Source organism: Marinovum sp. (assembly GCF_034669705.1).
Lineage (GTDB): Bacteria > Pseudomonadota > Alphaproteobacteria > Rhodobacterales > Rhodobacteraceae > Marinovum.
On the sequence record NZ_JAXMOR010000008.1, the window covers coordinates 131,449 to 153,406 of the forward strand.

Sequence of the window (21,958 nt, forward strand, 5' to 3'; positions counted from 1 at the left end):
CACAGAAATGGCACATGTAACCATCAACCAGGTCATTAAGAACTATGGCGCGGTGCGGGCGATCAAGGGCATCGACGTGGGCATCGAGGATGGCGAGTTCGTCGCCCTCGTCGGCCCCTCGGGCTGCGGCAAGACCACGCTCCTGCGGATGATCGCGGGGCTCGAGGACATCACCGGCGGCACCATCGAGATCGGTGGCAAGGTGGTCAACGGGCTGCAACCCAAGGCGCGCGACATCGCCATGGTGTTTCAGAACTACGCGCTCTATCCGCATATGAAGGTGGCCGACAACATGTCGTTCTCGATGCAGCTTGCCGGCGCCTCGAAGGAGGAGATCAGGGTCAAGGTGCAGGACGCCGCGCGCATCCTCAACCTCGAGCCCTACCTCGACCGCTACCCGAGAGAGCTGTCTGGGGGCCAGCGCCAGCGGGTCGCCATGGGCCGCGCCATCGTGCGCAATCCCAAGGTGTTCCTGTTCGACGAGCCGCTCAGCAACCTCGATGCCAAGCTGCGGGTGTCGATGCGCGCCGAGATCAAGTCGCTGCACCAGCGGCTGGGCACCACGGCGGTCTATGTCACCCACGACCAGATCGAAGCGATGACCATGGCCGACAAGATCGTGGTGATGAGCGAGGGCCGGATCGAGCAGGTGGGCACCCCGCTCGACCTCTACGACGAGCCGGCCAACCTGTTTGTCGCGGCCTTCATCGGGTCGCCCTCGATGAACCTGCTGGAGGGTGAGGTTTGCGCCGGCGGCGTGCGCTTTGCCGATGGCACGATGCTGCATCTTTCGGGCACCGAAGGCTTCGAGACCGGGCGGCCGGTGATTGCCGGCATCCGCCCCGATACCTTCGAGCTGGCCGAGCGGGGCCTCGCGGTGCAGGTCAACGTGACCGAGCCGACGGGGGCAGAGACGCAGGTGGTCGGCCAGATCGGTGACACACCGGTGACCTGCCTGATGCGCGAGCGGATCAGCGGGCGATATGGCGACGTGCTGCATGTCCTGCCCCATGGCCCGGTGCATCTGTTCGACCCCGGGACCCGCCTGCGCCTCGGCACTGCCCGCGCGGCCCTCGTCAATTGAGCTGCGCCCCGCAGACAGTACCGGGGGCGGTAAGCGCCGCCCCCGCGTCCCGCTCGATGCTGGCCGGCATGGGGCTGGTGGCGCTGGCGGGCTGCATCCTTGCCACCCAGGATGCCGCCATCAAGGAAATGACCGCGCGCCACTCGCCGATCCAGATCGCCTTTGTCCGCTACGGCTGGCACGCGGTCTTTGTCGCGGCGTTCCTGTTGGCCACCGGCCGGCGGCGTCTCTACCGCACCCGCGCCCTGCCGCTGCACCTGGCGCGCGCCGGTCTGTTGCTGGTGGCCTCGCTGTCGATGTTCGTGGCGATCGCCCATATCCCGCTGTCGCAGGCCACCGTGATACAGTTCCTCAGCCCGCTGGTGGTGACGCTGCTCTCGGTGCTGTTTCTGGGCGAGCGCATCGGCTGGCGGCGGATCACTGCGCTCTGCCTCGGGTTCTGTGGCGTGCTGGTGGTGATCGGCCCGCGACTGGGCGGCGCCGCGCCGCCGCTGGTCTGGCTGCTGCCGCTGCTTTCGGCCTTCGGTTCGGCGGGCTACGTGCTGATGACCCGGCGGCTGTCAGCGCCGTCAGAGGCCGCAGCCTCGATGGCGCTGATGCCGGTGCTGTGCTTTGCCGCCCTGCTGCCGGCGCAACTGGTCTTCTGGACCCCGGTGGCGCCCATCGACATGGTGCTCCTCGCCGGGCTCGGCCTGACCGGAACGCTGGCGCATGTCGCCATTCAGCTCGGCATGCAGGCGGCGCCGGCCTCGGTCCTGTCCCCCTTCCTCTACAGCCAGGTGATCGTGGCCAGCCTCTGGGGCATCGTCTTTTTCGACGATCCGATGAGCGCGGGCTTTGTCCTTGGCACGCTGCTCATCGTCGGTGCCGGCCTTGCGATCTGGTGGATCGAACGGCCGCGACCGACCCCCTGACCTCCGAAAGAAAGCTCCCGCATGACCGCGAAGAACATCATCCTCTTCATCACCGACCAATGGCGCTGGGACACCCTGAACCAGCCCGGCCACCCGTGCAGATTGCCCAACCTCGACGCTTTTCGTGACGAGGCCACCAACCACGTCAACGCCTTCACCTCGGTCCCGCTCTGCACGCCGGCGCGGGCCAGCCTGTTCACCGGCAAATGGCCGCATCAGACCGGCACGGTGGACAATGTGCAGGGCTCGTCCTTCTATCCGCAGGGCAAACTGCACCCGAGCCACCGCACCTATATGGAGCGGCTTCAGGACGCCGGATACGCGGTCAGCTTCATCGGCAAATGGCATCTCGGTGCCGGCACGCTGAGCGAACGCGGCATCGACGCGCCGCTGAGCGACGGCGGCACCGAGCCGCTGCTGCCGCCGGTCGACCTCGAATTTGCCGAGCCGCGCAAGACGCCGTTCTATGGCACGATCACCGACGGGGTGCACCCGGACGAAAAGCGAGTGCGCAAGGCGATCGAGCGGCTGGAGAGCCTTGCGTCCGGCGACACGCCGTTCTGTCTGATCGCCTCGCTCCCCGGCCCGCATTTTCCCCATCACGTGCCCGAGGACTGGGTGCGGATGTATGACGACCTGCCCCATGACTTCATGCCCGACAACTTCATCCCGCAGTTCACCGAGACAGGCAAACCCGCGGCCCAGGGCGCGCACTACTGGCCCTGTCAGGACACCCGCGGCCTCGACCAGCAGGACTGGCGCCGCACCGTGCAGCACTACTGGGGCTTTTGTTCGTTCATCGACGATCTCTTCGGCCAGTTCCGCCGCCGCGTGACCGATCTGGGGCTCGACGAGTCCACCAGCCTCGCCTTCACCGCCGATCACGGCGAGATGCTGGGCGCGCATGGCTGGTTCGACAAGGGGCCGTTCTTTTACGAAGAGGTGATGCGCATTCCGATGCTGATCCGCGAGGCGGGGCAGGGGGCGGGCAAGGTGCGCGAGGGGTTTGTCAACTTCCGCGACCTGATGCCCACGCTGCTCGCCGAGAGCGCGGCGGCAGGGACCCTGACCCCCGAAGAGGCCGAGCGCAGCTATGACGCCACCGATCATGACCACGCGACCTATGGTTACGACGCTTATCAGGGGCGGCAGTTCAAGTTCCGCGGTATCCGCGAGGCGCGCTACAAATACGCCTGGAGCCCGCATGACATCGAGGAGCTCTACGACCTTCAGACCGATCCGCAGGAACGGGTGAACCGCGCCGGCGACCCGGCCCTGGCCGCAGAGAAGGCGCGGCTGAAGGCGCGGCTGTTCGACTGGATGAAGGCCGAGGCCGATGCGCTGGCCTTCGGCGGCTACCAACTGCCGGTCGGCAGCTATATCGACGGCCGCCCGGCGCAGGACCAACACGATCATCAGCAACATCTCAACCCGGCGTTGGCACAATGAAAATCACCGAGATCAAGACCTACATCCAGCGCGTCGACGACCGCCCCCGGGTGCTCGTCGCCATCAGGACCGACGCCGGCATCACCGGCTGGGGCGAGACCTATGCCCATGGGCCGGAGCGCGCGGTGGCGCCGATCCTCGACTACTTCGCCACGCATCTCTTGGGCGAGGATCCGCGGCGAGTGACCTACCTGCATGAAAAGCTGATGCACGTCGCCCGCTTTCCCCCCGGTGCGCTGGGGCTGGCGGCGTTTTCGGCGGTGGATCACGCGCTTTGGGATATCGCGGCAAAGGCGCTTGGCGTGCCGGTCTACCAGATGCTGGGCGGGCACATGCGCGACCGGGTGCGGGTTTATTGCACCGCCATCGGCGCGCCGGACAATGGCGTCGAGGTGCTGTCGGACCTGCATGCGGAGTTCGGCTTCACCGCCTTCAAGCTCTCGCCCTATCGCAAGCATCCGTTCGAACATCGCTGGGGCGCGGTCTGCGAGGCGACGGCGGATTACTTCCGTGGGCTGCGCGAGGGGCTGCCGTCGCATTTCGAGATCGCCTTCGATGCCCATTCCGTGCTGATGGAGGGGATCGACGCGGTGCGGCTGGCGCGGGCCATCGAGCCTTACGATCCGTTCTTCCTCGAGGAACCGCTGCGGCCCGAGCACATGCCGGCCTGGGGTCAGCTGAAGGCCAAGCTAAACATTCCGCTGGCCACCGGCGAGGCGCTTTACAACCGCCACCAGTTCCTGGCGCTGCTGAGCGCCGGCGGGGCGGATATCGTGCAGCCGGATATCGCCGTGGTCGGCGGGCTGACCGAGATGCGGCGGATCGCCGAGGTGGCGGATGCGCATTCGGTGCCGGTGGCGCCGCACAACCCGATGGGGCCGCTGGCCACGGCGCATAACGTGCATTTCTCGGCCGCCTGCAGCAATTTCAAGATCCTCGAGTACAAGGTGCACCGCGACGTGCCCTGGATCGCCGATCCCTATATTCCGGTCGATGGCCATCTGGAACTGCGCCCGGACCGGCCCGGCTGGGGGGTCGAGATCATCGAGGAGGCATTGCAGACCGAGGACTACAGCCATTGGTCGCGGCCGCTATTGCGCAAGCCGGACGGGGCGACGTCCTATGCCTGAGGCGGCTGGCCCGGAACCAAGGCCGCAGGCCGCCGCGCATCGCCGGGCCGCCCCCACGGCACGGCGATTTGGCTCCCGCCGGCGCGTCGGTCAGAGGGTCTGCGGGATTTGCCGGCATGAATTGCCAAGCACCACCATCGGATCGCCCTACTGCGGCCCCGCGATGCGCGGCTTGTGCCCGGCTTCACCCCGCCATCGCCTTGACCGCCGAGACCGTCGTCAGCTCGATATGCTGTGCGGTCAGCCGGCAGGTCTCGTCGATATCGCGCGCGATCGCCGCTTGGTAGATTGCCATATGTTCCGCCGGCGTGTCGCGGCCGCTGGGGCCGAGGCTGCGCGACAGGTGGCGGTAGCGCTCGTGATGGGCATAGACCTGGCCGCGCATGTCGAGCAGCCAGGCCGAGGGCGTGGCGGAGACCAGCGCATCGTGAAACGCCCGGTTGCGCGCCTCGATCTCCCGCGGGCCGGTGCCGCGATCCTCGGCCAGCTTCAGGCTGTGATAGGCGGCCACCAGCTGCGCCTCCCAAGCGTCATCGCCGCGGGCCAGGCTGTCGCGCAGCGCCTGGGTTTCCAGCAGGATCCGCAGCCGGCCCAGGTCCTCGACATCGGCGGCCGAAGCCTCGCGCACATAGAACCCCCGGTTCGAACGCTGCACCACCACCCGCTCGCCGATCAGCCGCGACAGCGCCTCGCGCAGCGGCGCGGCGCCGAACCCGAACTCGGCACGCAACTCGGCGATCTTGAGCTTGCGTCCCGGCCGCAGGGCTCCGGTGACGATCGCCTGCCGCAGCGTGGCATAGGCGCTCTCGGCATCGGTGACAAAGGCGGTCTGGTCCATGGGCGTCTGCCGGCTCCGGTCATGCGGGGTGTCCCTGTGTAGGGGCTGAACACCGACAATCCAAGTCCCGGGGGCGGTCCGGGGTTCAATTTCGAAACGCAGTATGCACCTGATCGCGCATCACAACAGAAAGGCGCTAGAATTCATGACGTACCCTGCCAACAGCTTTACCCGGGCCCTGCGGGCCGGCCAGCAGCAGATCGGTCTCTGGGTCACCCTCGGCAGCAATTTCGCCGCCGAAGTGGTGGCGCCGGCGGGCTATGACTGGGCGCTGATCGACATGGAGCACAGCCACAACGACTATGCCAGCGTGCTCGGCCAGCTTCAGGCCTTTGCCCCCTATGATACGGTGCCGCTGGTGCGGGTCGAGTGGAACGACGCGGTGGCGGTCAAGCGGCTGCTGGATATCGGCGCGCCGGGGTTGCTGTTTCCGATGATCCAGACGGTGGAAGAGGCGCAGCGTGCCGTCGCCGCCACCCGCTATCCGCCTCACGGCATTCGCGGCGTTTCCGGCTCGACCCGGGCGACGCAGTTCGGCCGGATCGCGGATTACACCACGCGGGTCGAGGAGGAGACCGCCGTTCTGCTGCAGATCGAGACCCAGTCGGCGCTCGACCGGGCCGAGGAGATTGCCGCGGTCGAGGGCGTGACCGGCGTGTTCTTTGGCCCCGCCGACATTGCCGCTGACATCGGCCTGCTGGGCCAGCCCACCTCGGCCGAGGTCTGGGACCGGATCCGGCCGGTGGCGCGGCGCCTGATGGACAAGGGCATGCCGGTGGGCACGCTGGTCACTGACGTGGCGCTGGCGGCGGCGCTGCTGGACGAGGGCTTCACCTTTGTCGCCTGCGGCACCGACACCGGGCTGCTGGCGCGCGGCAGCGATGCGCTGCTGGCCGACATCAAGGGGCGGATCAAGCCGGGCTGATCCCGGGTCGAGGGCTTCGGTTTGGGCTCGACTCCCTGCGCTCTAAATGCTAAACATAATATGATTAGACTTTAGATTTGCGGAGGGACCATGGTCCTGCACAAGAAGATGTATATCGGCGGCGAACTGGTGGCGGGGCAGTCCCGCCTCGACGTGGTGAACCCGGCCACCGAAGAGCGGGTGGCCACCGTCGCCGCCGCAGGCTTCGCGGATGTCGAGACGGCGCTCGAGGCCGCGCGCGCCGCCGCCCCCGGCTGGGCCGCGACACCGGTGGCCGAGCGCCAGCGCTGGATGCTGAAGCTGCGCGACGCGGTGATCGCCAGCGAGGACATGCTGCGCGACTGCATCCACCAGGAGATGGGCAAGCCCTGGGGCGGGACGCAGGAGGATTTCGACCTGCTGGAACGCTCGCTGAAGTTCTATGCCGAGGAGGCGCAGCGCCTCCACGACGAGACCCTGCGCGACCGCGACGGCACCCACGAGCATCGCATCGTCTATGAACCAATGGGCGTGGCGGTGGCCTATCTGGCGTGGAACTTCCCGCTCTTGAACCTCGCCTACAAGATCGCCCCGGCGATGGCGGCGGGCTGTCCGGTGATCATCAGGCCTTCGGCGGCGACCCCGGTCTCTGCCTACGCCGTGGGCGCGCTGTGCCACCGGATCGGCCTGCCGGCGGGGGTGGTCAACATCCTGACCACCGATGGCTATGGTCCGTCGGACGCGCTGGCGGCCTCGACCATTCCGAACCTCATCACCCTGATCGGTTCGACCAACACCGGCAGGCACCTGATGAAGGTGGGCGCGACCTCGATCAAGAAGTTCTCGATGGAGCTGGGCGGCAACGCGCCGGTGCTGGTCTATCGCGATGCCGATCTCGACCTCGCGGCGGATATCGTGACCACCGTGAAGTTCAACAACGCGGGGCAGATTTGCGTGACCCCGAACCGGGTCTTCGTCGAGCGCGCGGTCTATGACGCCTTCCGCGACAAGGTGGTGGCGCGCGCCAAGGCGGTGAAGGTGGGCTTTGACAAGCAGGCCGACATCCTCACCGGTCCGATGATCGACGGACGGGCCTGGACGCGGGTGAAGGGGCTGATCGACGAGGCGGTCGAGGCGGGCGCCCGGCTGCTGGCCGGCGGCGACCGCCCCGAGGGGCTTGCCAAGGGGCATTTCCTTGCGCCCACGGTGCTCGACGGGGTGACCCCCGAGATGCAGATCTACAAAACCGAGATCTTCGGCCCGGTGGTCAGCCTGATCCCCTTCGACGACCGCGAAGCGGTGCTTGCGCGGGCCAATGACGGCGAGGAGGGCGGGCTGGCCTCTTATATCTTTACCGCCGACCTGGCGCTGGCCGAGCAGGTGGCGGCGCGCCTGCGCTATGGCGAGGTGCAGATCAACGGCGTCAAATACGACATCTACCTGCCGCATGGCGGCATCGGGCAATCCGGCATCGGGCACGATTGCTCGCGGCTTGCCCTGAACGACTATCTTGTCGTCAAGCGCATCAGCCGGGGGCTGACCTGATGGAGGATTTCATGAAACTCGAACCGATCACCAGCACCCTGAAGATCACCAGGATCACCAGCCACGTGCTGCAATGCGACATGCCCGAGGAGCTGGGCTATTCGCAGCAGTATTACGCCAGGCGCACCGCCCATATCGTCGAGGTCGAGACCGATCAGGGCATCACCGGCTGGGGCGAATGCTTTGGCCCCGGCAACGTGGCGCTGGCCAACAAGGCGATCGTCGAAAAGGTGATCCAGCCGATGGTGCTGGGCATGGACCCGATGGACCGCGACGTGATCTGGCACAAGGTCTACAACCTGCTGCGCGATCACGGCCAGAAGGGCATGCCGCTGCAATCGCTCTCGGGCGTCGATATCGCGCTCTGGGACATAGCGGGCAAGGTCACCGGCCAACCGATCCACAAGCTGATCGGCGGGGCGCATCGGAGGCAGGTCCGCGCCTATGGCTATGGCATGATGCTGAAACGCGAAAGCGTCGAGGACCACGTGGCGCGCTTTGTCGACGAGGCGGCGGCGATCCGCGACATGGGCTTTGCCGCCACCAAGATGAAGATCGGGCTCGGTGCCCGGGATGACGTGAAACTGGCCGAGGCGGTGCGGCGCGGGGTCGGCGACGATTTCGACTTCATGGCCGACGCCAACCACGCTTACACCACGTCTGACGCCTTCTATGTCGGCCGTGCGCTCGACGAGCTGGGGGCCTATTGGTTCGAAGAGCCGATCGCGCCCGAAGACCTCGACGGCTACCGCGAGCTGCGCGCCGGGCTGAAGGTCAACATCTCTGGCGGCGAGGCCGAGTTCAATCGCTGGGGCTGGCGGGCGCTGCTGGAGAGCCGCGGGCTCGACATTGCCCAGCCCGAGGTCTGCGCGCTTGGTGGGATCACCGAGTACCTGCGGGTGCTGGCGCTGTGCCATGCGCATTTCACCCCGGTCTTCAACCACGTCTGGGGTTCGGCCATCGCGGTTGCGACCAACCTGCAGCTTCTGGCGGCGATGCCGCCGATGCCCGGCGGGCTGTTTCCGCGAGAGCCCTGGCTCGAGTTCGACACCACCGAGAACCGCTTCCGCGACCACCTGCTGGCCGAGCCGCTGGACATCCAGGGCCAGGTTGCCCGCAACGACGGGTGGATCGCGATACCTGACGGGCCGGGGTTGGGGGTGGAGCCGGACCGCGACTTCATCAAGCGCTATGAGATTGACTCGTAAGCTTCTGAGATAGAGTATTTTTCCTCTGCCGCCTGACCAGGGCGCCCCTCCGACCGCCGACGGAAACGTTAAAAAAGATAGACGCCAATCAAAAATTGATTGACGTCTATCTTTTCGCCTGTACGTTTGCCGGTGGGAGGAATCGATGGACAGGCAGACGCCAACATTGAGCGATGTGGCACGCCGTGCCGGGGTCAGCTATGCGACCGCCGACCGGGTGATCAACAATCGCGGCGGCGTGGCCGAGAAATCCGCCCGCCGGGTGCGGGCCGCCATCGAAGACCTGGGCTATGTCCGCAATGTCGCGGCCGCCAATCTGGCGCAGAGGCGGACCTATCGGTTTGCCTTTGTCATCCCCGAGGGCCCCAACAGCTTTTTCCAACGCCTGCGCAGCATCCTCGATGCCGCCTGCCCCGAGATGCTGGCGGCGCGGGTCGGGCTCGAGGTGGTGGGCGTCGCGGCCTTCGATGCGGTCGCGCTGGTCGCCTGCCTCGAACGGCTTGGCGCGCAGAAGGTCGACGGCGTGGCGCTGGTCGGCACCGATGACCCGCGGGTCTGCGCCGCGATCGATGCGCTGCGGGCGCAGGGGGTGGCGGTGCTGACGCTGGTGGCCGACGTGCAGGGCGCGCAGAGCGACGGCTATGTCGGCATCGACAACACCGTGGCCGGGCGCACCGCCGGGCGGCTGCTGCTGCTGGCGCATGGCGGCCGCGAGGGGCGGGTGCTGCCGATCCTCGGGGTCGCCACTGCCCATGACCACGCCGAACGGCTGGCCGGCATGCAGCAGACGCTGGCCGAGGCCGGCGGACGGGTCACCAGTGCGCCGCTGATCGAGGGCCGCGACCGGCACGACATCGTCGAGGCCGAGCTGCACCGGCGACTGGCCGAAGACCCCGGCATCACAGCGATTTACAGCGCCGGCGCGGGCAATGCCGGCTTGGTGCGGGTGCTCGAGGCGCAGGGCCGGTCCCGCCCGATCGTGGTGCTGCACGAGCTGGTGGGCCATTCCCGCCGGGCGCTCGAGACCGGGCTGGTCGACGTGGTGATCGACCAGCGCCCCGAAGACGAGATCCAGACCGCCCTCGACGGCCTGCGGGCCATCGCCGACCGGCGCGAGATCGGCCCCCCCGCGCCGATCGTGCCGGCGATCTACCTACGTGAAAACCTTCCGCCCGCGGCGGAGCGACCCTCTGACGGAGAGACTTGACGATGACTGATTTCTTTGGCGACCTTGCGCCGGTGCGGTTCGACCCCGAGGCCGAGGGCCTGGCGTTCCGCCACTACGACCCCGACCAAGTGGTCATGGGCAAGCGCCTCGAGGAGCACCTGCGCTTTGCGGTCGCCTATTGGCACAGCTTTGCCTGGCCCGGCGGCGATCCCTTTGGCGGCGAGACCTTTCAGCGGCCCTGGGCGTCCGACGACATGGAGGCCGCGCGGCTCAAGGCGGATGTGGCCTTCGAGCTCTTCGACCTGCTGGGCGTGCCGTATTTCTGCTGGCATGACGCCGACATCCGCCCCGAGGGCGCGACGTTCGCCGAGAGCCGCAGCAATTTCGACGCCATCATCGACATCTTCGAAGAGAAGATGGAGAGCGCCAAGGTCAAGCTGCTCTGGGGCACCGCCAACCTGTTTTCGCACCGCCGCTTCATGTCAGGCGCGGCCACCAACCCCGACCCGGATGTCTATGCCTGGTCGGCGGCGACGGTGAAGACCTGCCTTGACGCGACCCACCGGCTCAAGGGCCAGAACTACGTGCTCTGGGGTGGTCGCGAGGGCTATGAGACGCTGCTCAACACCGACATGGGCCAGGAGCTCGAGCACATGGGCCGCTTCCTGAGCATGGTGGTGGACTACAAGCACAAGATCGGCTTCGAGGGGCAGATCCTGATCGAGCCCAAGCCGCAGGAGCCGACCAAGCACCAGTATGATTACGACGTTGCCACGGTCTATGGCTTCCTGCGGCGCTTCGGGCTGGAGACCGAGGTGAAGGTCAATATCGAGCAGGGCCACGCGATCCTTGCCGGACACAGCTTTGAACATGAGCTTGCCATGGCGCGCGAACTGGGCATTCTGGGCTCGATCGACATGAACCGCAACGACTACCAGTCGGGCTGGGACACCGACCAGTTCCCCAACAACGTGCCCGAGGTGGCACTGGCCTATTACGAGATCCTCAAGGCCGGGGGTCTGGGCCGCGGCGGCACGAATTTCGACGCCAAGCTGCGGCGGCAATCGCTCGATCCGCAGGACCTGGTGGCGGCACATGTCGGCGCCATGGATGTCTGCGCCCGCGGTCTGATCGCGGCGGCGAAGATGCTCGAGGACGACGCGCTCGAGGCGCCGCGCCGCCAACGCTACGCCGGCTGGGAGAGCGCCGAGGCGCAGGCCATCCTGGGCGCCGATCTGGAGACGGTGGCAGCACCGGTCGAGGCCGGCAAGGTCGATCCGCAGCCGGTTTCGGGGCGGCAGGAGATACTCGAGAACATCGTCAACCGCTACGTTTGACAGGGAGGTATTTGCAATGAAGACGATCAAGGGCCCGGCGCTGTTTCTGGCGCAATTCGCCGGCGACGACGCCCCGTTCGACACTTGGGACGGGATCACAAAATGGGCGGCCGACTGCGGCTACAAGGGCGTGCAGGTGCCGCTCTGGGACGCGCGGCTGGTCGATCTCGACAAGTTGGCGACCTCGGCCGAATACCGCGACGAATGGGTTGGTCAGGCGCGCGACAACGGCATCGAGGTGACGGATCTCTCGACCCATATCATCGGCCAGCTGGTGGCGGTGCACCCCGCCTACGACACCTTGGTCGACGGCTTCGCCCCGCCAGAGCTGCAGGGCAAGCCCAAGGAACGCACCGCATGGGCGGTGGAGCAGGTCAAAAAGGCGCTGACCGCCTCGAAGCACCTCGGGATCGGCCAGCACGCGACCTTCTCCGGCGGGCTCTGCTGGCCCTTTGTCTATCCCTTTCCCCAGCGCCCCGACGGCATGGTCGAGACGGCGTTTGACGAGTTGGCCCGGCGCTGGCGGCCGATCCTCGACCATGCCGATGAGTGCGGCGTCGATGTCTGCTATGAGATCCACCCGATGGAGGACCTTCACGACGGCGATACCTTCGAGATGTTCCTCGAGCGGCTGGACGGGCATGCGCGCTGCAACATGCTGTATGATCCCAGCCACTACGTGCTGCAATGTCTTGATTACCTTGATAATATCGACATCTACGCCGACCGGATCAAGATGTTTCACGTCAAGGATGCCGAGTTCAACCCCACCGGCCGCAAGGGCGTCTACGGCGGCTACCAGCCTTGGGAGAAACGCGCCGGGCGGTTCCGCAGCCTCGGCGACGGGCAGGTCGATTTCGGCGCGATCTTCTCCAAGATGGCGGCCAATGATTTCGACGGCTGGGCCGTGGTGGAATGGGAATGCTGCCTGAAACACCCCGAGGACGGGGCGCGCGAGGGGGCTGCCTTTGTCAGGGACCACATCATCCGCGTCACGCCGCATGCCTTCGACGATTTCGCCGGCGGCGCGGATGAGGCGACCAACCGCAAGCTGCTGGGGATCGACCAATGAGCCGGATCAGACTGGGCATGGTGGGCGGCGGCAACGACGCTTTTATCGGCGCGGTGCACCGTATCGCCAGCCGGATCGACGACCGGTTCGAACTGGTGGCCGGCGCGCTGAGCTCGACCCCCGAGAAGGCGCGCGCCAGCGGCAAGGCGCTCGGACTGGCCGAGGACCGCTCTTATGGCTCCTTCGAGGAGATGGCCGAGAAGGAAGCGGCGCGCGACGACGGCATCGAGGCGGTCAGCATCGTGACGCCGAACCACGTGCATGCCGCCGCCTCCGCGGCCTTTCTCAAGCGCGGTATCCACGTGATCTGCGACAAGCCGCTGACCGCCACGCAGGAGGATGCCGAGGCGCTGCGCCGGGCGGTGGCCGAGAGCCAGGCGCTCTTCGTGCTGACCCACAATTACACCGGCTACCCGCTGGTGCGGCAGGCGCGCGAGATGGTGGCAAACGGCGATCTGGGCGAGATCCGGGTGGTGCAGGCGGAATATCCGCAGGACTGGATGACCGACGCGGTCGAGACCTCCGGCGTCAAGCAGGCCGAATGGCGCACCGATCCGGCGCGCTCCGGCGCTGGCGGGTCGATCGGCGATATCGGCACCCATGCCTACAACCTCGCCTGTTTCGTGACCGGGCTAAAAGGCGCGGAACTGGCCGCCGACCTGCAGAGCTTCGGCGCCGGGCGCAAGCTTGACGACAACGCCCATGTGATGCTGCGGTTCGACGGCGGCGCGCGCGGCATGCTCTGGTGCTCGCAGGTGGCGCCGGGCTGCGAGAACGGACTGCGGCTCAGGGTCTATGGCACCAAGGGCGGTCTCGAATGGGCGCAGGAAAACCCCAACGAGCTGTGGTACACGCCGCATGGCGAGCCGACGCGGCGGATCACCCGCATGGGCGCCGGCGCCTCTGACGCCGCCAATGCCGTCAGCCGCGTGCCGCCGGGCCATCCGGAGGGCTATCTCGAAGGCTTCGCCAATATCTACGCCGCCGCGGCAGAGGCGATCCGCGCGGTGCAGGGCGGCGCTGACCGCGACGCTTCGCTGGGCCTTTTGCCGGGGATCGGCGCCGGGCTCGAGGGCATGGCCTTCATCGGCGCCTGCGTGCGGTCTTCGGAGAGCAACGCCGGATGGGTGACGCTGTGACCGACCAGCCCGTCCTGTCGCTGCGCGACGTGCACAAGAGCTTTGGCCCGGTCGAGGTTCTGCACGGCGTCGATCTCGAAATCCGCGCCGGCGAGGTGCTGGCGCTGATCGGCGAGAACGGGGCGGGCAAGTCGACGGCGATGAAATGCCTCGCCGGCTACCAGCCGGTGACCTCCGGCCGGATCGTGCTCGACGGGCGGGAGGTCACGTTCGCTTCGCTGCACGAGGGCGAGGCGGCGGGGATCGTGCTGATCCATCAGGAGTTCAACCTCGCCGAACAGCTGACGGTCGAGCAGAACATCTTTCTCGGCCGCGAGCTGAAGAAGGGGTTGCTGCTCGACAAGCCCGAGATGCGGCGGCGCTCGCGCCAATACCTCGACCGGGTGAAATGCCGGGTCGATCCGGATACGCGGGTTTCGGAACTGTCGAACTCCGACAAGCAGATGGTCGAGATCGCGAAGGCACTGGGCCGCGACGCAAGGGTGCTGATCATGGACGAGCCGACGGCGGTGCTGACCAATGCCGAGGCCGCGATCCTGTTCGAGCAGGTCGAGGCGCTGCGCGCCAATGGCACCGCAGTGGTCTTCACCTCTCACAAGCTGGGCGAGGTCAAGCAGATCGCCGACCGGGTCAGCGTGATGCGTGACGGCCGGGTGGTGCAGACCGCCCCGGTCAGCGAGATGAGCGAAGACGAGATGGCCACGGCGATGGTCGGGCGCGACGTGTCGGACCTCTATCCCGAGAAACACGCGGTGTCCGAGGAAGCGCCGGTGCTGCTGCGGGTCGCGGGCCTCGACGTGCCGGGGTTTGCCGAGGGCATCGGCTTCAGCCTGCGCGCCGGCGAGATCCTCGGGATTGCCGGGCTGGTGGGCTCGGGTCGGACCGAGGCGATGGAGGGGCTCTGCGGGCTCCGGCCGGCGCAGGCCGAGACGATCGAGATCGGCGGCACGCAGGTGCAGATCCGCAAGCCCGCGGATGCCTTGAAGCACCGGCTTTGCTACCTGACCGAGGACCGCAAGCTGCGCGGGCTGCTGCTGGAAAAGGGCATGCGTGAGAACCTGACCCTGCAGGCGCTGCAGAAGTTCGGCGGCGTGCTGATCGACCAGCGGGCCGAGGAACAGGCGCTGACGCAGGCCATCGCCGAGTTCGACATCCGCGCCGGGCGGCGCGATGTGGCGGTCGGCAACCTGTCGGGCGGCAACCAGCAGAAGCTGTTGCTGGCCAAGGTGATGCAGTCCGATCCCAAGATCCTGATCGTCGACGAGCCGACCCGCGGCATCGACATCGGCACCAAACAGCAGATCTACGCCTTCCTCAGCGACCTTGCGGCCTCTGGCCACGGGATCGTGGTGATCTCGTCCGAGATGCAGGAGATCATCGGGTTGTCGCACCGCGTGCTGGTGATGCGGCAGGGGCAGATTGCCGGGGAACTCGCCGGTGAGGCGATCACAGAAGAAGCCATCGTGCGGCACGCCATGGGCGTCGGCGCCGATGCGAACGAGAGGGCAGCCTGATGGCCAGCGAAACCGTGAACATGCCGGAGCGCCGGCGCAAACTGCCGTCGATGAGCGTGCTGGGGCCGATCATCGCGCTCCTGGTGCTGGTCGCCATCGGGGCCTTCATGAACTCCAACTTCCTCGGCGCGGGCAACATCACCAACGTGCTGGCGCGCTCGGCCTTCATCGGCATCATCGCGGTGGGGATGACCTTTGTCATCACCGCCGGCGGGCTCGACCTGTCGGTGGGCTCGATGGCGGCCTTCATCGCCGGGCTGATGATTCTGGTGATGAACGCGGCGCTGCCGGTGCTGGGCGTGGGCGTGCCGATCATCCTGCTGGGCATGGCTGTGGCGCTGGTGGCCGGGCTGCTGGCGGGGCTCTTGAACGGCTTTCTGATAACCACGCTTGGGATCGAGGCCTTCATCGTGACGCTGGGCACCATGGGCATCTATCGCAGCCTCGTCACATGGCTGGCCGATGGCGGCACGCTGTCGCTCGATTTCGGCCTGCGCACCTTTTACCGGCCGGTCTATTTCGACGGCATCCTCGGGATTTCCTGGCCGATCATCGTCTTCGCGCTGGTGGTCATCATCGGCGAGGTGGTGATGAGCCGCGCCCGGTTCGGCCGCCACTGCGCCGCCACCGGCTCGAGCGAGCATGTGGCGCATTATTCCAACGTCAACGTCAACCGCACCCGGCTGGCGACCTACGCGATGCTCGGCGTGTTGGTCGGCGTGGCGACGATCATGTACGTGCCGCGGCTGGGCTCGGCCTCGGCCTCGACCGGCGTGCTGTGGGAGCTGGAGGCGATTGCCGCGGTGATCATCGGCGGCACGGTGCTCAAGGGCGGTTTCGGCCGGGTCTGGGGCACGGTGATCGGCGTGCTGATCCTGTCGCTGATCGACAATATTCTCAATCTGACCGATCTGGTCTCGCCCTATCTGAACGGCGCGATCCAGGGCGTCATCATCATTCTCGCTGTCATTCTGCAGCGCGAAGCAAAGGCGAAGGGCTGAACGCCCCGCTGTTTCCAAGGGAGGAAAGCAATGTCCTATTTGAAGACTTTCACAACCGGTCTCGCGGTGGCCGCGGTCACCGCCGGCGTGGCCATGGCGCAGGACGAAACCAAGGTGATCGGCGTCTCGATCCCCGCCGCGACCCATGGCTGGGCCGGCGGCATGAACTTCCACGCGCAAGAGGCGGTCAAGCGGCTGGAAGAGGTCTATCCGCAGCTCGATTTCGTGCTGGCGACCGCCTCTGACCCCGGCAAGCAGGTCAATGACATCGAGGACATGGTGGCGACCCGCAACATCTCTGCCCTGGTGGTGCTGCCGTTCGAGTCCGAGCCGCTGACCTCGCCGGTGCAGGCGGTGGCCGATGGCGGCGCCTGGGTGACGGTGGTTGACCGTGGCCTCGCGGTCGAGGGGATCGAGGATCTCTATGTTGCCGGTGACAATCCGGGCTTTGGCCGGGTGTCTGGCGAATACATGGCGTCGAAGATGCCCGACGGCGGCAAGATCGTCGTGCTGCGCGGCATCCCCACCACCATCGACAACGAGCGGGTCGAGGGCTTTCAATCCGCCATCGAGGGCTCCGGGATCGAGATCATCGACATGGAGCACGGCAACTGGAACCGCGACGACAGCTTCAACGTGATGCAGGACTTCCTGTCGAAGCACGAACAGATCGACGCGGTCTGGGCCTCTGACGATGACATGGCGGTCGGCGTTCTGGCGGCGATCGATGCGGCCGGGCGCGATGACGTGCAGTTCGTGCTCGGCGGTGCCGGCATGAAGGAGATGGTCAAGCGGGTGATGGACGGTGACACGATGATCCCGGCCGACGTGACCTATCCGCCGTCGATGATCGCCACAGCGATCGAGCTGACGGCGGTGGGGATGACCTCGACCGCGCCGGTCTCGGGCACCTTCACCATTGGCTCGGTGCTGGTGACGCCTGAGAACGCGGAGCAGTTCTACTATCCCGACAGCCCGTTCTGATCCTGCGGGTGTTGAGGTAAGAGAGAGCCCTCGCAGAAAACTGCGGGGGCTCTTTGCGGTGGGCTGTTCGACCTGGCTTATGCATGACGATGGCACGGCGATTTGGCTGCCACCGGCGCATTGCTCAGAGGGTTTACGGGGTTTGCTGGGACAAACTGCGTGGCAGCCCCTTCGGATCGCCGCGCCACGGCCTGACGTTGCGCTGCTCTTGCACCCGGATTATTTGCACTAATTAACCGTGCGCCAGCCGTCTTTGCAGGCAGCCGTTCGTTCTCGCTTGAGCCGTTTCCGAATACTAGAAAGCGCGTTAACAGCGGGCATTAGCCCGCCGCGCATCGCCGCGCCGCCCGGACGGCACGGCGATTTGGCTGCCACCAGCGCACTGCCCAGAGGATCTGCGGGCTTTGCAGGGATAAACTGCCTTACAGCCCCGTCGGATCGCCGCGCCGCGGCCCGACGATGCGCGGCTATCGCACCCGGATCAATGCCGTCTCACAGTCCGACAAAACCTGGCCCCTACAACCGCACCACCATGACCGAGATCTTGGCATAGCGGGTCACCCGCGCGGCGTTGGGGCCGATCATCCGGGTGGCAAAGCTCGGCCGGTGGGCGCCGACGATGATCAGGTCGGCCGAGATCTTGTCAGCCGCCTCGAGCACCTCCTCATAGACCGATCCGACCTCGACGATGCTCTGCACCGGGCCTATGTCCGGCAAGAGTTCCTGCTCCATCTGGTGGAGGATCTGCCGCGCGGCCTCGGAGGCGCTCTTGAGCGTGCCCTCCTTGAAGAACGAGCCGACGAAGGTCGTTCCATAATCCGGCAGCACGGTCACCACGCTGAGCCGCGCGTCTTCGAGCCGGGCCAGCCGGCCCGCCTCCTGAAGCAGGGCGCGGGCGTCCTTTTCGTGGGTCAGGTCGATGGCGCAGAGAAATCGCTTGCTCATGCCAGAGCCTCCTGGTGTTGCGGGGTTTGCCGCCGGCGTTGCAGCAGGAAGACGATCAGCACGAGGAACAGCGCCGGGATGTAGAACAGCTCTTTCCACACGCGGTCGGCCGGCACATCAAGCTCGACGACCTCCCAATCCCAGTCGATGCCGAGCTGTTCGGCAGGTCCGCCGAACTCGATGTTGTCGACAAAGATCTTGCCGTCCTCATCGCGAAATTCGAGGCCGGCCCCCTGCCTCAGTCGCTCCGGCCCGTCGACACCGGCGGCGCCGAGCGGCAGCAGGTAGCGCGCATCGATGGACTCGCCATTGAGGTTTTCGCCGATGAACCGCACCCTGAGAGAGGTGTCATCCGGCGCCGCCTCCGCCATCTGGAAGATCTCGGTGCTGGGCCGGGTGTCGAATTCTGGCGAGATTTGATCAAGGAAGAACCCCGGCCGGAACAGCATGAAGGCGGCAAACAGCAGGATGGCGCTCTCGTAAAGCCGCGACTTGACCATGAAGTAGTTCATCGTCCCGGCAGCAAAGAGCAGCATGGCGATGAGCGCGAATATGAAGACGAAGATCGCCTTCACCGGCCCCACGTCGATCAACAACAGGTCGGTGTTGAAGATGAACAGGAAGGGCAGCAGCGCGGTGCGGATCGAGTAGAAGAACGCCTGGAAGCCGGTCTTCAGCGGATCGCCCTTGGAGATCGCGGCGGCGGCGAAACTGGCCAGCCCCACCGGTGGCGTCACATCCGCCATGATCCCGAAATAGAAGACGAACATGTGCACCGCCACCAGCGGCACGATCAGCCCGGCCTGCGCGCCCAGTTCGACCACCACGCCGGCCATCAGCGAACTGACGACGATGTAGTTGGCGGTGGTCGGCAGCCCCATGCCGAGGATGATCGAGATCACCGCGACAAAGAACAGCATCGCCAGCAGGTTGCCGCCCGAGAGGAACTCGACGAATTCGGCCATCACCTGCCCGATGCCGGTCAGGGTTACCGCGCCGACGATCACGCCGGCCACGCCCATGGCGGCAGCAAGGCCGATCATGTTGCGGGCGCCGGCAATCATGCCGTCGGCGATATCCGCGACGCCTTCGGTGATGTGGCTGAGCACACGACCTTCACCGCGGAAATAGGCCTTGAGCGGGTTTTGCGTCAGCAGGATGAAGAGCATCGCGATGGTCGACCAGAAGGCCGAGAGCCCGGGCGACTTGCGCTCGATCATCAGCAGGTACATCAGCAGCAGGATCGGCATCAGGTAATGGATACCGGTCTTGAAGATCTCCTTGGTGGGCGGCAGGTGCTCCATCGAGTCGAGGCTCATCTCGAGGTCGGGGCCCTGCGCCGCATAGCGCACGGCGGCCACATAGGCCGCCAGCATCACCGCGATGATCACCCAGAGCGAGGCCTCGCCAAAGGCCGATCCTAGCGCGTTGACCACCACACCGGTCAGAAACAGCGTGCCGCCGGCAATCACGATCGAGATCGCGATGATGAAGATCGCGCCGAGCATGAACTTGACCGGATGCATCCGGCTGGTGCCGGTCATGCCCATCTTGAGCGCTTCGAGATGCACGATATAGACCAGCGCCACGTAGGAGATCGCGGCCGGGACGATGGCGGTCTTGACCACCTCGACATAGGAGATACCGACATATTCGGTCATCAGGAAGGCCACGGCGCCCATCACCGGCGGCGTCAGCACGCCATTGATCGACGAAGAGACCTCGATCGCGCCGGCCTTGGTGGCGGGAAAGCCCACCTTCTTCATCAGCGGGATGGTGAAGGTGCCGGTGGTGACCACATTGGCGATCGACGAGCCCGAGATCAGCCCGGTCGCGGCCGAGGCGATCACCGCCGCCTTGGCCGGTCCGCCGCGCAGGTGGCCCAGCGCCGCAAAGGCCAGCTTGAGGAAGTAGTTGCCGGCGCCAGCCTGGTTGAGCAGCGAGCCGAACAGCACGAAGAGGAAGACGAAGCCCGAAGAGACGCCGAGCGCGACGCCGAAGACGCCCTCGGTGGTCAGCCACATGTGCGACATGGCCTTCTCGAAACTCGCGCCCTTCCACTGCACCACCTCCGGCAGACCCTGCCAGGAGCCGAAGAAGACATAGGACAGGAAGAACAGCGCCACCGCCATCAGCGGAACGCCAAGCGAGCGGCGGGCAGCCTCGAGCAGCAGGACGATGCCGACGCCGGCCATGATCAGGTCGAGCGTGTTGGGGTTGCCGGTGCGGTTTGCGACGCCGCGGTAATCCCACCACAGGTAGGAGGCGGCGATGGCGCCGATGATGGCGATGACCCAGGTCAGCGCCGGAATATGGTGCCGCGGCGCGCCCTTGTAGCCGGGAAAGGCCAGGTAGGCGAGCAGCACGGCAAAGCCGAGGTGGATGGCGCGGGTCTGGGTGTCGTTCCAGACAAAGCCCACGACGAAGGGCAGGGGAGAGGCGATCCAGAGCTGGTAGATCGACCAGCAGAGCGGGATGACCCAGAGCGCGCGCCGTCCGAGCGCGTCATGCGGTGCCCTGCCACCGGTGTCGGCATCCGCCACGATATCGTCGAGCGCCGGATCGGGCCCCGGCTGTCCGCGCTTGAGTTCCATCACATGTCCCCTGTTGGCTGCGGTCGCCCTGGCCCGGCAAGAGGTCCGCGCGCCGCTTGTTGGTGGCCGGCGGCGCGTCGGGGCGCCGCCGGTTGGTTTGTGGCGCGGGGGGCGGGCCCCCGCGCCGGTCAGCTTACATCAGGCCGGCTTCGGTGTAGTACTTCTCGGCACCGGGGTGCAGCGGCGCTTCGAGACCGTCCTTGACCATCTCTTCCTTGGTCAGGCTGCCGAAGGCGGGGTGCAGCTTCTTGAAGTCCTCGAAGTTGTCGAAGACCGCTTTGACCAGCACATAGACCACCTCGTCGGGGGTGTTGGCGTCGGCCACGATGGTGGCTTTCGGACCCCACGACGTGACCTCGGCGTCATTGCCGGGGTACATGCCGCCGGGGATCATCGCCTTGGCATAGGCCTTGTTGGCTTCCAGGATGCCGTCGAGGTTCGAGGTCGACAGGTCGAGCAGTTCGATCTCGCAGGTCGAGGTCGCCTCCATGGTCGAGCCGTTGGGCAGGCCGGCGGCCCAGATCGCGGCGTCGATGTTGCCGTCGCAGAGCGCGGCGGCCTGTTCAGAGCTTTTCAGCTCGGCGGCGAGGCCCAGATCGTCGGGGGTGATGTCGTTGGCCCCCATCAGCACGTCAGCCAGGGCACGGGTGCCGGAACCGGGGTTGCCGATGTTGACCGCCTTGCCCTTCATGTCGGCGACCGAGTTGATGCCGGCGCCGGCGCGCACCATGACGTGCAGCGGCTCGGGGTGGATCGAAAACACCGAGCGCAGATCGCCATAGGGCTCGTCGCCGTCAAAGGCGCGCGCGCCCTGAATGGCGGCGGTCTGCACGTCGGACTGCACCACGCCGAAATCGAGCTCGCCGTTGCGGATGGTGCGGGTGTTGTAGACCGAGCCGCCGGTCGATTCGACCGAGCAGCGCACGTTGTGCTCCTTGCGGTCCTTGTTGACCAGCCGGCAGATCGCGCCGCCGGTGGGGTAATACACCCCGGTCACACCGCCGGTGCCGATGGTGATGAAGGTCTGGTCCTGGGCCTGGGCCGCCGTGCCCATGGCCGCCACCGCCACCGCTGCCGCGGTGAATTTCAAATGTGCAATCATCTTGATCTCCTCTGTTTCGTCTTCTTTGAG

Annotated in this window: 18 protein-coding genes; 14 read left to right on the forward strand and 4 right to left on the reverse strand. The window is 66.4% G+C overall.

All coding sequences use genetic code 11. The features are described from left to right. Positions 1–7: 7 nt before the first annotated feature. The 4 genes from VOI27_RS08240 to VOI27_RS08255 are packed head-to-tail and all read left to right on the forward strand — an operon-like array spanning position 8 to position 4,577. Positions 8–1,084 (forward strand): sn-glycerol-3-phosphate ABC transporter ATP-binding protein UgpC, encoded by a 1,077-nt coding sequence (locus tag VOI27_RS08240; protein ID WP_323764842.1) that lies wholly within the window; start codon positions 8–10, stop codon positions 1,082–1,084. A 56-nt stretch (positions 1,085–1,140) separates the two neighbouring features. Further along, entirely contained in the window at positions 1,141–1,998 is an 858-nt protein-coding gene (locus tag VOI27_RS08245; RefSeq protein ID WP_323764843.1) for a DMT family transporter, read from the forward strand. A 21-nt stretch (positions 1,999–2,019) separates the two neighbouring features. Beyond that, complete coding sequence (locus VOI27_RS08250; protein WP_323764844.1) at positions 2,020–3,447, forward strand: sulfatase-like hydrolase/transferase; 1,428 nt, start codon at positions 2,020–2,022, stop codon at positions 3,445–3,447. Beyond that, positions 3,444–4,577: a mandelate racemase/muconate lactonizing enzyme family protein gene (locus VOI27_RS08255; protein ID WP_323764845.1), complete on the forward strand. Its 1,134-nt coding sequence runs from the start codon at positions 3,444–3,446 to the stop codon at positions 4,575–4,577. Before VOI27_RS08250 ends, VOI27_RS08255 begins: the two co-directional genes overlap by 4 nt. A 184-nt stretch (positions 4,578–4,761) precedes the next feature. On the opposite strand, the gene VOI27_RS08260 is transcribed toward VOI27_RS08255, so the two are convergent. Then, positions 4,762–5,415, reverse strand: a complete 654-nt coding sequence (locus tag VOI27_RS08260; RefSeq protein WP_323764846.1) for a GntR family transcriptional regulator — start codon at positions 5,413–5,415, stop codon at positions 4,762–4,764. A 145-nt stretch (positions 5,416–5,560) separates the two neighbouring features. On the opposite strand from VOI27_RS08260, the gene VOI27_RS08265 reads away from it, so the two are divergent. The 10 genes from VOI27_RS08265 to VOI27_RS08310 all read left to right on the forward strand — a co-directional run bounded on the left by VOI27_RS08265 (position 5,561) and on the right by VOI27_RS08310 (position 17,287). Further along, positions 5,561–6,340, forward strand: coding sequence for an HpcH/HpaI aldolase family protein (locus tag VOI27_RS08265; RefSeq protein ID WP_323764847.1), 780 nt, complete (start codon positions 5,561–5,563; stop codon positions 6,338–6,340). A 90-nt stretch (positions 6,341–6,430) separates the two neighbouring features. Then, a complete protein-coding gene (locus VOI27_RS08270; protein WP_323764848.1) occupies positions 6,431–7,864 on the forward strand; it encodes an aldehyde dehydrogenase family protein in 1,434 nt (477 codons plus the stop codon). A 38-nt stretch (positions 7,865–7,902) separates the two neighbouring features. Then, positions 7,903–9,072, forward strand: coding sequence for a mandelate racemase/muconate lactonizing enzyme family protein (locus VOI27_RS08275; RefSeq protein ID WP_323764874.1), 1,170 nt, complete (start codon positions 7,903–7,905; stop codon positions 9,070–9,072). A gap of 145 nt (positions 9,073–9,217) precedes the next feature. Further along, complete coding sequence (locus VOI27_RS08280) at positions 9,218–10,279, forward strand: LacI family DNA-binding transcriptional regulator (protein WP_323764849.1); 1,062 nt, start codon at positions 9,218–9,220, stop codon at positions 10,277–10,279. Between the two features lie 2 nt (positions 10,280–10,281). Further along, positions 10,282–11,577 (forward strand): xylose isomerase, encoded by a 1,296-nt coding sequence (gene xylA / locus VOI27_RS08285; protein WP_323764850.1) that lies wholly within the window; start codon positions 10,282–10,284, stop codon positions 11,575–11,577. Between the two features lie 16 nt (positions 11,578–11,593). Continuing rightward, a complete protein-coding gene (locus VOI27_RS08290; protein WP_323764851.1) occupies positions 11,594–12,649 on the forward strand; it encodes a sugar phosphate isomerase/epimerase family protein in 1,056 nt (351 codons plus the stop codon). Further along, positions 12,646–13,788, forward strand: a complete 1,143-nt coding sequence (locus VOI27_RS08295; protein WP_323764852.1) for a Gfo/Idh/MocA family oxidoreductase — start codon at positions 12,646–12,648, stop codon at positions 13,786–13,788. The genes VOI27_RS08290 and VOI27_RS08295 overlap by 4 nt, the downstream gene beginning before the upstream one ends. Next, positions 13,773–15,302, forward strand: coding sequence for a sugar ABC transporter ATP-binding protein (locus VOI27_RS08300; RefSeq protein ID WP_323764853.1), 1,530 nt, complete (start codon positions 13,773–13,775; stop codon positions 15,300–15,302). Before VOI27_RS08295 ends, VOI27_RS08300 begins: the two co-directional genes overlap by 16 nt. Further along, positions 15,302–16,303 (forward strand): ABC transporter permease, encoded by a 1,002-nt coding sequence (locus VOI27_RS08305; protein ID WP_323764854.1) that lies wholly within the window; start codon positions 15,302–15,304, stop codon positions 16,301–16,303. Before VOI27_RS08300 ends, VOI27_RS08305 begins: the two co-directional genes overlap by 1 nt. Positions 16,304–16,333: 30 nt before the next feature. After that, complete coding sequence (locus tag VOI27_RS08310) at positions 16,334–17,287, forward strand: ABC transporter substrate-binding protein (protein ID WP_416374658.1); 954 nt, start codon at positions 16,334–16,336, stop codon at positions 17,285–17,287. Positions 17,288–17,803: 516 nt separating this feature from the next. On the opposite strand, the gene VOI27_RS08315 is transcribed toward VOI27_RS08310, so the two are convergent. The 3 genes from VOI27_RS08315 to VOI27_RS08325 all read right to left on the reverse strand — a co-directional run bounded on the left by VOI27_RS08315 (position 17,804) and on the right by VOI27_RS08325 (position 21,928). Beyond that, entirely contained in the window at positions 17,804–18,232 is a 429-nt protein-coding gene (locus VOI27_RS08315; protein WP_323764855.1) for a universal stress protein, read from the reverse strand. Next, entirely contained in the window at positions 18,229–20,826 is a 2,598-nt protein-coding gene (locus VOI27_RS08320; RefSeq protein WP_323764856.1) for a TRAP transporter permease, read from the reverse strand. Before VOI27_RS08320 ends, VOI27_RS08315 begins: the two co-directional genes overlap by 4 nt. Before the next feature lie 133 nt (positions 20,827–20,959). Further along, positions 20,960–21,928: a TAXI family TRAP transporter solute-binding subunit gene (locus VOI27_RS08325; RefSeq protein ID WP_323764857.1), complete on the reverse strand. Its 969-nt coding sequence runs from the start codon at positions 21,926–21,928 to the stop codon at positions 20,960–20,962. Positions 21,929–21,958 lie beyond the last annotated feature (30 nt).

Bases quoted from the DNA above. Each gene is read 5' to 3' on its own strand.
- VOI27_RS08265 (WP_323764847.1), top strand. From the start codon at position 5,561: ATGACGTACCCTGCCAACAGCTTTACCCGGGCCCTGCGGGCCGGCCAG.
- VOI27_RS08325 (WP_323764857.1), bottom strand. From the start codon at position 21,928: ATGATTGCACATTTGAAATTCACCGCGGCAGCGGTGGCGGTGGCGGCC.
- VOI27_RS08245 (WP_323764843.1), top strand. From the start codon at position 1,141: ATGCTGGCCGGCATGGGGCTGGTGGCGCTGGCGGGCTGCATCCTTGCC.
- VOI27_RS08260 (WP_323764846.1), bottom strand. From the start codon at position 5,415: ATGGACCAGACCGCCTTTGTCACCGATGCCGAGAGCGCCTATGCCACG.
- VOI27_RS08310 (WP_416374658.1), top strand. From the start codon at position 16,334: ATGTCCTATTTGAAGACTTTCACAACCGGTCTCGCGGTGGCCGCGGTC.
- VOI27_RS08300 (WP_323764853.1), top strand. From the start codon at position 13,773: ATGGGTGACGCTGTGACCGACCAGCCCGTCCTGTCGCTGCGCGACGTG.
- VOI27_RS08270 (WP_323764848.1), top strand. From the start codon at position 6,431: ATGGTCCTGCACAAGAAGATGTATATCGGCGGCGAACTGGTGGCGGGG.
- VOI27_RS08255 (WP_323764845.1), top strand. From the start codon at position 3,444: ATGAAAATCACCGAGATCAAGACCTACATCCAGCGCGTCGACGACCGC.
- VOI27_RS08315 (WP_323764855.1), bottom strand. From the start codon at position 18,232: ATGAGCAAGCGATTTCTCTGCGCCATCGACCTGACCCACGAAAAGGAC.
- VOI27_RS08305 (WP_323764854.1), top strand. From the start codon at position 15,302: ATGGCCAGCGAAACCGTGAACATGCCGGAGCGCCGGCGCAAACTGCCG.
- xylA (WP_323764850.1), top strand. From the start codon at position 10,282: ATGACTGATTTCTTTGGCGACCTTGCGCCGGTGCGGTTCGACCCCGAG.
- VOI27_RS08240 (WP_323764842.1), top strand. From the start codon at position 8: ATGGCACATGTAACCATCAACCAGGTCATTAAGAACTATGGCGCGGTG.
- VOI27_RS08295 (WP_323764852.1), top strand. From the start codon at position 12,646: ATGAGCCGGATCAGACTGGGCATGGTGGGCGGCGGCAACGACGCTTTT.
- VOI27_RS08250 (WP_323764844.1), top strand. From the start codon at position 2,020: ATGACCGCGAAGAACATCATCCTCTTCATCACCGACCAATGGCGCTGG.
- VOI27_RS08290 (WP_323764851.1), top strand. From the start codon at position 11,594: ATGAAGACGATCAAGGGCCCGGCGCTGTTTCTGGCGCAATTCGCCGGC.
- VOI27_RS08280 (WP_323764849.1), top strand. From the start codon at position 9,218: ATGGACAGGCAGACGCCAACATTGAGCGATGTGGCACGCCGTGCCGGG.
- VOI27_RS08320 (WP_323764856.1), bottom strand. From the start codon at position 20,826: ATGGAACTCAAGCGCGGACAGCCGGGGCCCGATCCGGCGCTCGACGAT.